Here is an 11,933-nt window from a genome sequence, read left to right on the forward strand (position 1 = left end):
ATATGATGCTTATGCTTAACGTGTAGCAACATTCTATGTTCAAGGTGCGGCTTGTGTTGTAGATTGTGGCATCCAAACACACGCCACGATGAAGCACATGAGCCACACGAGCCAGTTTTCCTTGCTGACCCAGCGCCGCTTCGGTCCCTTTTTCTGGACCCAGTTCCTCGGCGCCTTCAACGACAACCTGTTCAAGACCGCGCTGCTGGTCGTGCTGACCTACGACGCGCTGTCCTGGACGACGCTGGCCCCCAGCCTGCTCAACAACCTGATCCCGGGCCTGTTCATCCTGCCCTACGTCGTGTTCTCGGCCACCGCCGGCCAGATCGCGGACAAGGTCGAGAAGGGCAGGCTGGCGCGCTGGGTCAAGCTGCTCGAAATCGTGATCATGTCGGTGGCCGGCATCGGCTGGTACACGCACACCCTGTGGCTGCTGATCGCCGCGGTGGCCGGCATGGGCGTGCACTCGACCCTGTTCGGCCCCGTCAAATACGCCTACCTGCCGCAGCACCTGAAGCCGGAAGAGCTGGTGGGCGGGAATGGCGTGATCGAGATGGGGACCTTCGTCGGCATCCTGCTGGGCGAGGTGATGGGCGCGGTGCTGGCCGGTCATGGCGCCTGGGGCGTGCACATGGTGGCCGTCGGCACCATTGCCGTGGCGGTACTGGGGCTGGCGACCAGCTGGCGCATCCCGGCCTCGCCGGCGCCGGCGCCGGATCTCGCCATCAGCAGGAATCCGGTCGCCGAATCGCTGCGCAACCTGGGCTATTCGCGCCAGAACCGCACCGTGTTCCTGTCCATGCTCGGCAATTCCTGGTTCTGGTTCTACGGCGCGCTGGTGCTGTCGCAGTTCCCGCTCTACGCCAAGGAGTACCTGCACGGCGACCATAGCGTGTTCGTGCTGCTGCTGACCATCTTCTCGCTCGGCATCGGCACCGGCTCGCTGCTGTGCGAAAAGCTCTCGGGCCGCAAGGTCGAGATCGGCCTGGTGCCCTTCGGCGCGATCGGCCTCTCGCTGTTCGGCATCGACCTGTATTTCGCCAGCCAGGCGTATGTGAATACGGCGACCGTGGATTTCCTCGGCCTGCTGCACCAGCATGGCACCTGGCGCATCCTGCTCGACCTGCTGCTGCTGGGCGTGTTCGGCGGCTTCTTCATCGTCCCGCTGTTCGCCCTGATCCAGACCCGCTGCGACCCCAAGCACGTCTCGCGCACCATCGCCGGCATGAACATCCTGAATGCGCTGTTCATGGTGGCCGCGGCCGGCGTCGCCGTGTTCCTGATCGGCCAGGGCTTCACGATTCCGGAGATGTTCCTGACCACGGCCCTGCTGAATGCCGCCGTCGCCATCTACATCTTCTCGCTGGTGCCGGAATTCCTGATGCGCTTCCTGGCCTGGCTGCTGATCCATACCATCCACCGCGTCTCGACCGTGAATGCCGAGCAGATTCCGGAGGAGGGCGCCGCGGTCCTGGTCTGCAATCACGTGAGCTACGTCGACGCGATCGTGATCATGGCCGCCAGCCCGCGCCCGATCCGCTTCGTGATGGACCACCGCATCTTCAGGACGCCGCTGCTCGGCTTCATCTTCCGCACCGCGAAGGCGATCCCGATTGCGCCCGCCAAGGAAGACCCGTGGCTGATGGAGAAGGCCTTCGTCGACATCGCCCAGGCCCTGCACCAAGGCGAGCTGGTTTGCATCTTCCCGGAGGGCAAACTGACCCGCGACGGCGAGATGAACGAATTCCGCGGCGGCATCGCCAAGATCGTCGAGCGCAGCAAGGTGCCGGTGATCCCGATGGCCCTGCGCGGCCTGTGGGGCAGCGTGTTCTCGCGCGACCCGGCCAACGTCTTCGAGCGCTCCTTCGCGCGCGGCTGGCGCTCACGCCTGGCGCTGGCGGTGGGACGGCCGGTGCCGCCGCAGGAGGTCACGCCGGAGGGGCTGTACGAGCAGGTGCTGGCGCTGCGTGGTGAATGGAAGTAACAAAAGGGCTTATCATTTTGTTTGCCTCTGATATAATTGCAGGCTGAGTCGGGGCGTAGCGCAGCCTGGTAGCGTACCTGCATGGGGTGCAGGGGGTCGGAGGTTCGAATCCTCTCGCCCCGACCAATGGAATTGATGAGATTGGCCAGCTTTTTAGCTGGCCTTTTTCATTTGCGGCCCGGTCAGTAAGAATTCAGGGACATTCCCAGAACCAGCACTCGACGGGGAAGCTATGCTCGACATGCTAGGATTGTCTTTTCCACAAAGGATCCGCCATGGGAACGAGTGCTGCCTCCACCGCAAGCTACCGCGAGCACGACATCGCCATCCACCCGTCCGGCCGGCCTGAAGACAGCCTGACGGATGCCTTCATGATCCTGGAGCCGACCACGAATCCGATGTTCACGCGCACCCTGTACGAACATCCCCGCGACCAGATCAAGACCTACGGCACCGAAGACGAGGCCAGGGAAGCCGCCCTGCAGCTGGCGCGCGCCTGGATCGATGCGCGGCTGGACAAGCCGGTCGAATAGGCAGGGACTTCGCCAGAACGGGATCGGCAAACCGTCGCCGATCCACATCAAATGATGAATTCGTGTGCAAATGCTTTTAACGGTTTGCAACGTTTTGGTTTAGAATCCTTCCTTCACGTCTATAGACTTCCCCATGGCACGTCCTCGAATGAACAAGCCCCGCCTGCGGCCCATCGCCAGCGGCATCGCCCTTTCCCTGTTCGTGATGCACGCCCACGCCGAGCAGCCCAACCCGGGCCCGCAGGACATCGCCGACCTCAGCCTCGAAGAGCTGGCCAACGTGCAGGTCACCTCGGTGTCCAAGCGCCCCGAGTCGCTGTCGAATGCGGCATCGTCGATCTTCGTGATCAGCGGCACCGACATCCACCGCTCCGGCGTCACCACGCTGCCCGAGGCGCTGCGCCTGGCGCCGAACCTGGAAGTGGCGCGCGTCGATGCGCGTAATTATTCGGTCACGTCGCGCGGTTTCAGCAGCCCCTTCGAGAACAAGCTGCTGGTGCTGATCGACGGCCGCACCGTGTATTCGCCGCTGTTCTCGGGCGTCTACTGGGACGTGCAGGACGTCGTGCTGGAAGACGTCGACCGCATCGAAGTGATCAGCGGTCCAGGCGCTACCATGTGGGGCGCGAACGCCGTCAACGGTGTCATCAACATCATCACCAAGTCGGCCGCGGCGACCCAGGGCACGCTGCTCAGCGCCACCTGGGGCAAGGATGAACGCAACGGCGCGGTGCGCTACGGCGGCGCGCTGGGCAAGGGCGGGAACTACCGCGTGTACGCCAAGTACGCGGACAACGACGACCTGCGCAACGAGAACGGCGGCACCGTGCTCACCGGCTGGCACCGCCAGCAGGCGGGCTTCCGCACCGACTGGGGCAATGAAACCCGCAACCTGACGGTGCAGGGCGACGTCGTCGACGGCAAGCTGCACCAGGCCGGCACCGCCGACATCCAGGTGAGCGGCGCCAACCTGCTAGGCCGCCTGAACCAGACCTTCGCAGGCGGCTCCACCGCGACTCTGCAGATGTACTGGGACCATACCGAGCGCGATCAGCCGCTGGCCTTCGTCGAGCATCTCGACACGCTCGACCTGCAGCTGCAGCATGCCGTCGACCTGGGCGACAGCAACCGCCTGGTGTGGGGCGGCGGCTACCGCTGGGGCCATGACCGCGTGCAGAACGGTCCGGCCTTCGGCTTCCTGCCGGGCACCATGAACCTGCACTGGGCCAACCTGTTCGCGCAGGATGAATTCGCGCTGCGCGAGAACCTGCGCCTGACCGCGGGCCTGAAGTTCGAGGACAACAACTACACCGGGGTGGAGGTGCTGCCGACCCTGCGCCTGGCCTGGAATCCGAAGCCGTCGACGCTGGTATGGGGCTCGCTGTCGCGCTCCGTGCGCGCGCCCTCGCGCATCGACCGCGACCTGTATTCGCCCACCGTGCCGGCCGTCGTGAATGGCGTGCCGCAGTACGGCATCGCCGGCGGCCCGGACTTCGAGTCCGAAGTCGCCAACGTGTTCGAACTCGGCTACCGTGCGCAGCCGATGGCAACGCTGTCGTATTCGGCCACCGCCTTCTTCGGCCGCTACGACAAGCTGCGCACCCTGGAGCCGAACCCGAACGGCACCGGTTCCGTGTTCCGCAATTTCGCCCACGGCGACACGCGCGGCATCGAAGCCTGGGCCACCTGGCAGGCGACGAAGAACTGGCGCCTGATGGGCGGCGGCGTGGTGCAGCGCGTCGACACGGCCGCCAACCCCGGCAGCCGCGACAGCACCGGCGCGACCGGCCTCGCCACCAGCGATCCGAGCCACTACTGGATGCTGCGCTCCTCGCACGACTTGGCGGAAGGGCAGGAGCTGGACTTCACGCTGCGTTACGTCGGCGCGCTGGAAAAACCGGTCGTGCCTTCGTACACGGCGCTCGACCTGCGTTACGGCTGGCGGATCCGCAAGGGCCTGGAGCTGTCGCTGATCGGGCGTAACCTGCTCGATCCGAAGCACGCCGAAGCCGGCGCCGCGGGAGGACGACATGCCTACGAACGCGCTGCGCTGCTCAAACTGGTCTGGACTTTATAAGATGACCCGCCCGCGCCATCGCCAGCGGTTTGGCGCCGCGCTCCTGGCCTTCCTGCTCGGCGCCGCCGCGCTGGCGCCCGCCGTGCCCGCAGTGGCGGCCGGCGCCCAGATCGCGGCCAGCGAGGAGCGGGTGCAGGCCGCGTACCTGCACAAGTTCCTGAACTATGCCGACTGGCCGCCCGCCTCCTTCCCGCAGGCCGATACGCCTTACGTGATCGGCGTCGCCGGCGACGATGCGGTGGCCGACGAACTGGCGCGCATCGCCGCCGGGCGCAGCGTCAACAACCGTGGCGTCATCGTCAAGCGCCTGCTGCCGGGCGATACCGTGAACGACCTGCACATGCTCTACGTCGGCCGCAACGAGCGCGCCAGGCTGGGACAATGGCTGCGCCAGGCGAAGGGCCGGGCCATCCTGACCGTCAGCGCCGCCGACGGCGCGCTGGAGCAGGGCAGCATCATCAATTTCCGGACCGTCGACGAGCGGGTCCGGTTCGAAGTCTCCGTCGATATGGCCGAGCAGAGCGGACTGCGCCTGAATTCGCGCCTGTTCAGTGTGGCCACGAAGGTGGTGAAAGGGAATCATTGAGTATGTTTGGCGCCGTTAAACAATCGATCTCGCGCAAGCTGGTGCTGGGCGTGCTGATGACCACCCTGAGCGCGCTGCTGGTGGCCTGCGCCACGATGCTGGTGCTCGACATCCGCAATTACCAGACTGGCTGGGCCGACGACCTGCGCGCGCAGGCAGACATCCTCGCCACGGTCACGCAGCCGGCCCTCGAATTCAACGATTCGAAAGTGGCCCAGGAAAACCTGCTGCAGCTGCGCGCCAGGCCGCTGATCGTCACCGCGGCCATCTACCGGCCGGACGGTTCGCTGTTCGCCTGGTACTCGAAAACGCCGGAGGACGCGCGCAAGCTGCCGAAAGCCCTGCCGCACGAAGGCCGCACCATAGCCGGCGGCGAGATCGCCGTGGCCGTCAGGATGCTGCGCAACGGCGAGACCGCCGGCATCGCCTATGTCGAGGCCGAATATCCGCTGATGGCCCAGGTCAAGCGTTACCTGAGCATCCTCGGTGCGGTGCTGGTGGGCAGCCTGCTGATCGCCATGCTGATGTCCAGCTGGCTGCAGGCCGCCATCATCAAGCCGGTGCTGGCGCTGACCGAAGCCGTCGACCAGGTGATCCGCCGCCGCGACTTTTCGATGCGCGTACCGAAGACCACCGAGGACGAAGTCGGGGTGCTGGTCGACGCCTTCAACGGCATGCTCGGCGAAGTCGGCGAGCGCGCCAAGGCGCTGGAAGCCTCGCACGTGCAGATGCAGCACGAGATGGAGGAGCGCATCGCCGCCGAGGAAGCCGTGCGTGAGCTGAACAATTCGCTGGAAGCGCGCATCCGCGAGCGCACCGCCGAGCTGGAAAAGACCCACGCCCAACTGCGCCAGTCGCAAAAGCTCGAGGCGATCGGCCAGTTGACCGGCGGCGTCGCGCACGACTTCAACAACGTCCTGCAAGTCATCGCCGGCAACCTGCAGCTGCTGCAGATGTCCCTGGCGGGCAATCCGGAAGCGCAGCGCCGCCTGGAATCGGCCGCCTTCGCGGCCGACCGCGGCGCCAAGCTGTCGTCGCAGCTGCTGGCCTTCGCGCGCCGCCATCCGCTGCAGCCGGTGGCCACCAACATCGGCCGCGTCCTGCGCGGCATGGACGACCTGCTGCGCCGCGCGCTGGGCGAATCGGTGCAGATCGAGACGGTGGTCGCCGGCGGCCTGTGGACCACCATGGCCGACCCGCACCAGCTGGAAAACGTGATCCTCAACCTCGCCATCAACGCGCGCGACGCAATGAAGGGCGACGGCCGCCTCACGCTCGAACTGAATAACGCCATGCTGGACGATAACTACGTGCTGCACGAGCCGGAAGTGGCGGCCGGCCAGTACGTGATGCTGGCGATCTCGGACACCGGCTGCGGCATGCCGCCGGACGTCGTCGCGCGCGCCTTCGAGCCCTTCTTCACCACCAAGCGCGAAGGCGAGGGAACGGGCCTGGGCCTGTCGATGGCCTACGGCTTCGTCAAGCAGAGCGGTGGCCACATCCGCATCTACAGCGAAGTGGGCAGCGGCACCACCATCAAGATCTACCTGCCGCGCTCGATGCAGCCGGAAGTCGAGCTGCCCAACCTGCGCAATGCGCCGGTGCTGGGCGGCAGCGAGACCATCCTGGTGGTCGAGGACGACCTGGCGGTGCAGGCCACCGTGGTCGACATGCTGCAGGGCCTCGGCTACCGCGTGCTGAAGGCGAGCGACGGCCAGGGCGCGCTGACCATCCTGCAAAGCGGGATCCCGGTCGACATGCTGTTCACCGACGTCGTCATGCCGGGCCCGGTGCGCAGCATCGAGGTGGCGCGCCAGGCCAAGCAGATGTTCCCGTCCATCGAAGTGCTGTTCACCTCGGGCTATACCCAGAACGCCATCGTGCACGGCGGCCGTCTCGATCCGGGCGTGGAGCTGATCAGCAAGCCTTACCGCCGCGACGAGCTGGCGCGCAAGATCCGCCAGCTGCTCACGGCGCGCAAGGAGGCGAGCGCGATTGTGCCCGCATCTGTGCCTGCATCTGCACCTGCACCTACGCCGGTGCAGGCCGCTGAAAATGGCGAGGCGGCGCTGCCGGTGGCGGAAGTGCCGCTGTCCATCCTGGTGGTCGAGGACAACCAGGACGCGCGCAGCATGCTGTCCGAACTGCTGCTGATCCTCGGCCACGGCGTCGAAGGCGTGGGCAGCGCCGAGCAGGCGCTCGAGCTGCTGGCGCAGAAGGAATTCGACGTGCTGCTGACAGACCATTCGCTGCCCGGCATGTCGGGCCTGGAGCTGGCGCGCATCGTGGCGGCCCGTGACAGCACCATGAAGATCATCTTCTCGTCGGGCTACGGCGCACCGGAGTCCACCGGTCTCGAGGTCAAGCCGCTGTTCCTGCCGAAGCCTTTCACGCTGGCCGCGTTGCAGTCGCTGCTCGAAGAGGCCAGCAGCGTTTAAGGTACTGCCTGACCGAGTTCGTCGATGATGCCGCACAGCCGGTTGGTAGCGACCGGCTTCACCAGGTGCAGGTCGAAACCGGCTTCCAGCGCCCGGTTCTGGTCCTTCACCAGGCCGTAGCCGGTCAGCGCGATCAGCTTGATGCCGCTGGTGGCCGGGGCCCCGCGCAGGCGCCGCGCGACCTCGTAGCCGTCTATCCCCGGCAGGCCGATGTCGACCAGCGCGACCTGCGGCGGATTCGCCAGCGCCGCTTCGATGCCGCGGATGCCGTCGCCGGCCTGGCGCACCTCGTAGCCCTGGGCGCGCAGCGCGAGCGCCATCATTTCGCGGCCGTCGTCGTTATCGTCGATCAGCAGGAGGCTCGGCCTGACGCCGGGCGCCTTTACCTGGCGCGCGGGCTGCGCCGTCTCGGCCGGCTCGATCGCCGGCAGGCGCACCGTGAAGACGCTTCCCTGTCCGCTGCCCTCGCTGCTGACGGCAATGGCGCCGCCATGCAGTTCCACCATCCGCCGCACCAGCGACAAACCGATGCCCAAGCCGCCCTGCGAGCGGTCGAGTGCACTGGACACCTGCATGAAGATGTCGAACACCTGCGGCAGCAGATCGGTATCGATGCCGATGCCGTTGTCCTGGACCACCACCACCGCCTCGCCGCCGACCCGCTTGACCGAGACATCGATGGCGCCGCCCGGCGGCGTGTACTTCAGCGCGTTCTCGACCAGGTTCGAAATCACCTGCTCGAGGCGGGCCGGATCGCCGTCCACCCAGACCGCCTCAAGCTGTTCGCCGAGCGTGTGGAGTTCGGCGCGCCCGGTCGCGCGGTAGGTCGCGAGGCAGGTCTCGACCAGCTTGCCCAGGTCGAGCGGGCGGCGCGCCAGCACCACCTTGCCCGACATCGCGCGCGACAGGTCGAGCAGGTCGTCGACGATGGCGCTCAGCTGCCTGGTCTGGCGCTGGACGATGCTGCGCGCGCGCAGGGCGATTTCGGTCGTGATGGCCGGCATCCCCAGCAGCGAGGCCGCGCTGCTGATCGCGGACAGCGAATTGCGCAGCTCATGCCCCAGCATCGCCAGGAATTCGTCCTTGGCATGGCTGGCGCGCTCGACGGCGTGGCGCTCTTCCATCTCCTGGGTCAGCCGCTCGTTGATGTCGACCAGTTCCTGGGTATGCTGGCCGAGCGCGGCGGTCTGGCGGCGCAGCTCTTCGTTCTTCTGCGCCATGGCGACGAACACCGACACCTTGGCGCGCATGATCTGCGGGATCACCGGCGTGAAGATGAAGTCGGCCGCGCCGCGCTGGTAGGCCTGCAGGCGCGCGACCTCGTCGGCCTGGTAAGCCGTGATGAAGATGATGGGGATTTCCGCAGCGCGCGGGTGCTGCTGGATCGCCTCGGCGGTCTCGAAGCCGTTCATGCCCGGCATGTTCACGTCGAGCAGGATCACGGCGAAGTCGTGCAGCAGCACCTGGCGCAAGGCCTCCTGCCCGGAGCGGGCGCTGACGACCGTGTAGTTCAGTTCCTCGGCCCAGAGATCGAGCAGGCTGGACAGCGCCAGGAGGCTGGCATGGTCGTCGTTGACGACCAAAATCCCGGGACGCTCGAATGGGGGCACCTTGTCTCCGTCACGTATTTATCGATGTTGGTCTCCCAGCATAACAAAGTTGCGGCAAAGCATGCGATTCGATTCGCTAAAACGGCGGCGCTTCCTCAGGCTCGGGCGGCATGTGGTCCAGGTCGACCTCGATCGTCTCCAGACCAGCGAGCTCTGCGCCTTCGACCAGCGCCTGGGCCTGGAAGGCCGCGTGCGCGCGCACGCCGTGCAGCTGTGGCGCCGCCAGCAGCACCGGCAGGGCAGGGAACCAGGGCTGCAGCCGCGCCAGCAGCGCATCGCCCATGCCGGGCACGACCCAGGCCGGGGGCGGGAAGGCCACCGCCACCCGCACGCCTTTCAGCACCGTCAGCGCGACCCGGATCTTCATCTCAGATCCGGTCGCTTTCCTTGCGCACCACGCGCCCGATCACCAGGCATTCGGCGCCCTTGCACAGCTTGCGGTGGTAGCGGCGCTGGTCCGGATTGTCCGAGGTCAGCCACCACTGGCCGGCGTCGCGCACGAGACGCTTGACCACCGCTTCGCCCTCGTAGTTGAAGGCGTAGACGGCGCCGTCGACCGGCTTGGTGTCCCGCGTGTTGACGATCACGATGTCATCCTCGAACAGCGAGGGTTCCATGCTCTCGCCCTTGACCAGGATGGCGATCAGGTGCTCGGCGCGCAGCTGGTGGCGCTCGATCCAGGAGCGGCGCAGGCCCAGGGTGCCGCCTTCGCGCTGCTCGGGCTCGGTCTGGAAGCCGGTGATGCCGGCGGACAGGCGCAGCTTGACCATCTGGATCTGGACGAAGTCGGCGTCGTCGTTGGCGGCGGCGCGCACCGGCATCGCATCCGGGACCCCGTGCAGGGGCGCATGGTGGCGGTCGCCCTCGCCGGTCATCAGCCAGATGTGGGAGATCCCGAGCTCGCGCTCGAGGTTCAGGGCGTAGCGGATATCCATCGACTTGATCTTCCCGGTCAGCCACTGGTTGACCACGCTCTTCGAGGCGCCGGAGGCTTTGACCAGGCCGGTCTGGCCGCGCTCGCCTTCGAGCTCGGGCAGGTCGTGATGGATGACGTTCAGGCGTTCTGCCAGGGAGTTCATGTTTAGCATCCTAAACTCGATTGGTGTAGTGTTCTTGACTAAGATCAGTTTAGAGTTCTATACTCGTTTCGAATACTAAACCTTTACAGGCCAATAATCAACGTTGGAGACACACCATGATCGCGATCCTGTTCCTGAAGCTCGCCGCCGTTCCGTTTGCCGCCGGCCTGGCGGCGACCGGCCTCGGCTTCCTGTTCCTGTGGCCGAAGTCGGGACGCGAGGCGGCTGCGCGCTTCGTCTGCACACTGCTGGCCTGTACGGTGGCGGGGCCGATCCTCGCCATCGCCGCCTACTGCTGGTGGCCGGCCCTGTTCGCGTCGAGCGGGCAGTTCGCGATCCTGGCCGGCGGGCCGGCCGAACTTGGCGTGCTGATGGTGGCTGCGCCTTTCCTGGTGCTGGCGGGCTTGCCGGCCTGGTGGATCGTCGGCGCGGTGCTGCTGTGGTTCGAGCGGCGCCGCAGCAAGGACATCGCCGAGATCGCGCACGACGCCGCCGAGGCCGTGCGCCAGGTGCGCGAGACCCTGTGAGTCAGGCCAGGCAGCGCGTCTCGGCTTGCGCCTCCAGCAGTTCCAGCACGGCCTCCGCCACCCGCTCCGGCGCCACGCCGGTCAGGCACTGGTGGTGGCCGGCCGGGCAGGTGCTCTTGAAGCAGAAGCGGCAGGGCACATCCTGGAACAGCACCCGGCTGCGCACCTGCCAGGGCGTGTGCTGGGGATTCGTCAGCGCATACAGGTCGACCACCGGCGTGCCGACCGCGGCCGCCACATGCGCCGGGCCGCTGTTGTTGGTGAGGGCGACGGCCGCCAGGCGCAGCGCGGCGCCCAGCTCGCCCAGGCTCAACTCGCCGGCCAGTACATGCACGGGCACGCCGCAGCCGGCGCGGATCTCCGCGATCGTGGCGGCCTCTGGCGCGCCGCCCACGATCAAGACAGGCAGGCCGCTCCGCCGTACCAGAAGCTCGAGCGCACGCGCCCAGTGGCCCGCGGGATAGCGGCGCGAAGCCGCGCTGGCGCCCGGATGCAGCAGCAGCCATGGCCGGTCGGCATCGATGCCCAGACGCAGCAGGCGCGCGCGCATCGCGGCCAGGTCGGCGTTACGCAGCGCGAAGGACAGCGGCTGCTTCGCTCCCGCCGGCGGCGCCGCCCCGGCGCGCCGCACCAGCGCCAGCTGGCGCTGGACCTCGTGGCGCACCAAAAGCTTCGGCTCCGGCTCCTCGACCCAGTCGGTGAGCAGGTGGTAGGGATTCTCGCGGCAGTGGGCCAGCCGCAGCGGGATCCCGGCCAGCCAGCACAGGGTGGCCGCGGGCAGGGCGCTTTGCGTATAGGTCGTGAACACGACGGCGGCGTCGAAGCGGCGCGCGGCCAGGCTGGCCGCCAGCGCGAACAGGTCGTCGGGCCGGGACGGCTGCGCCGCCTTCATCCAGGGCGCCGCGTGCACGATCGCATCGTCGAGTTCGGGGATGAAGGGCGCGGCGGCGGCCCCCGAGCGCGAGCTCAACAGGGTCAGGCTGCGGCCAGGAACGGCATCGCGCAGAGCCCGCAGCGCCGGCGTGCACATCAGGACGTCGCCGAGGGCGTCCAGGCGCACGCACAGGATGCGGCGCGCCTCCGCCCACGCCGGTTTCAT

General features: G+C 67.1%; 10 protein-coding genes and 1 tRNA gene. 7 read left to right on the forward strand and 4 right to left on the reverse strand.

The genetic code is table 11. The annotated features are described in order from the left end of the window. The first annotated feature begins 97 nt into the window (after window positions 1–97). The 6 genes from LQV39_RS12790 (at window position 98) to LQV39_RS12815 (ending at window position 7,618) form a co-directional block, all read left to right on the forward strand. Window positions 98–1,984 carry an MFS transporter gene (locus LQV39_RS12790; RefSeq protein WP_230026051.1) on the forward strand — a complete coding sequence of 629 codons (1,887 nt, stop codon included), beginning with the start codon at window positions 98–100 and terminating at the stop codon, window positions 1,982–1,984. Between the two features lie 49 nt (window positions 1,985–2,033). Beyond that, window positions 2,034–2,110 (forward strand) — tRNA-Pro (locus tag LQV39_RS12795). A 149-nt stretch (window positions 2,111–2,259) separates the two neighbouring features. Further along, window positions 2,260–2,517, forward strand: coding sequence for a hypothetical protein (locus LQV39_RS12800; protein WP_230026053.1), 258 nt, complete (start codon window positions 2,260–2,262; stop codon window positions 2,515–2,517). A gap of 148 nt (window positions 2,518–2,665) precedes the next feature. Continuing rightward, window positions 2,666–4,594 (forward strand): TonB-dependent siderophore receptor, encoded by a 1,929-nt coding sequence (locus tag LQV39_RS12805; RefSeq protein ID WP_230026055.1) that lies wholly within the window; start codon window positions 2,666–2,668, stop codon window positions 4,592–4,594. A gap of 1 nt (window position 4,595) precedes the next feature. Then, complete coding sequence (locus tag LQV39_RS12810; RefSeq protein WP_230026057.1) at window positions 4,596–5,180, forward strand: YfiR family protein; 585 nt, start codon at window positions 4,596–4,598, stop codon at window positions 5,178–5,180. A gap of 2 nt (window positions 5,181–5,182) precedes the next feature. After that, complete coding sequence (locus LQV39_RS12815; RefSeq protein WP_230026059.1) at window positions 5,183–7,618, forward strand: response regulator; 2,436 nt, start codon at window positions 5,183–5,185, stop codon at window positions 7,616–7,618. On the opposite strand, the gene LQV39_RS12820 is transcribed toward LQV39_RS12815, so the two are convergent. From LQV39_RS12820 to LQV39_RS12830, 3 genes are all read right to left on the reverse strand, one after another. Beyond that, window positions 7,615–9,228 (reverse strand): response regulator, encoded by a 1,614-nt coding sequence (locus tag LQV39_RS12820; RefSeq protein ID WP_230026061.1) that lies wholly within the window; start codon window positions 9,226–9,228, stop codon window positions 7,615–7,617. The two genes, LQV39_RS12815 and LQV39_RS12820, sit on opposite strands and share 4 nt — an antisense overlap. 76 nt (window positions 9,229–9,304) lie before the next feature. Continuing rightward, window positions 9,305–9,595, reverse strand: coding sequence for a hypothetical protein (locus tag LQV39_RS12825; protein ID WP_230026063.1), 291 nt, complete (start codon window positions 9,593–9,595; stop codon window positions 9,305–9,307). Window position 9,596: 1 nt separating this feature from the next. Continuing rightward, window positions 9,597–10,307, reverse strand: a complete 711-nt coding sequence (locus LQV39_RS12830; protein ID WP_230026065.1) for a S24 family peptidase — start codon at window positions 10,305–10,307, stop codon at window positions 9,597–9,599. Window positions 10,308–10,423: 116 nt separating this feature from the next. Between LQV39_RS12830 and LQV39_RS12835 the strand changes: the two genes are divergently transcribed. Beyond that, window positions 10,424–10,834 (forward strand): hypothetical protein, encoded by a 411-nt coding sequence (locus tag LQV39_RS12835; protein ID WP_230026067.1) that lies wholly within the window; start codon window positions 10,424–10,426, stop codon window positions 10,832–10,834. Between the two features lies 1 nt (window position 10,835). On the opposite strand, the gene waaF is transcribed toward LQV39_RS12835, so the two are convergent. Beyond that, complete coding sequence (waaF, locus tag LQV39_RS12840; protein WP_230026069.1) at window positions 10,836–11,933, reverse strand: lipopolysaccharide heptosyltransferase II; 1,098 nt, start codon at window positions 11,931–11,933, stop codon at window positions 10,836–10,838.

The sequence above is a fragment of the Massilia sp. Bi118 genome (assembly GCF_918697865.1).
In the GTDB taxonomy this organism is placed as follows: domain Bacteria; phylum Pseudomonadota; class Gammaproteobacteria; order Burkholderiales; family Burkholderiaceae_D; genus Telluria.

Bases quoted from the DNA above. Each gene is read 5' to 3' on its own strand.
- LQV39_RS12790 (WP_230026051.1), top strand. From the start codon at position 98: ATGAGCCACACGAGCCAGTTTTCCTTGCTGACCCAGCGCCGCTTCGGT.
- LQV39_RS12800 (WP_230026053.1), top strand. From the start codon at position 2,260: ATGGGAACGAGTGCTGCCTCCACCGCAAGCTACCGCGAGCACGACATC.
- LQV39_RS12805 (WP_230026055.1), top strand. From the start codon at position 2,666: ATGAACAAGCCCCGCCTGCGGCCCATCGCCAGCGGCATCGCCCTTTCC.
- LQV39_RS12810 (WP_230026057.1), top strand. From the start codon at position 4,596: ATGACCCGCCCGCGCCATCGCCAGCGGTTTGGCGCCGCGCTCCTGGCC.
- LQV39_RS12815 (WP_230026059.1), top strand. From the start codon at position 5,183: ATGTTTGGCGCCGTTAAACAATCGATCTCGCGCAAGCTGGTGCTGGGC.
- LQV39_RS12825 (WP_230026063.1), bottom strand. From the start codon at position 9,595: ATGAAGATCCGGGTCGCGCTGACGGTGCTGAAAGGCGTGCGGGTGGCG.
- LQV39_RS12830 (WP_230026065.1), bottom strand. From the start codon at position 10,307: ATGAACTCCCTGGCAGAACGCCTGAACGTCATCCATCACGACCTGCCC.
- LQV39_RS12835 (WP_230026067.1), top strand. From the start codon at position 10,424: ATGATCGCGATCCTGTTCCTGAAGCTCGCCGCCGTTCCGTTTGCCGCC.
- waaF (WP_230026069.1), bottom strand. From the start codon at position 11,933: ATGAAACCGGCGTGGGCGGAGGCGCGCCGCATCCTGTGCGTGCGCCTG.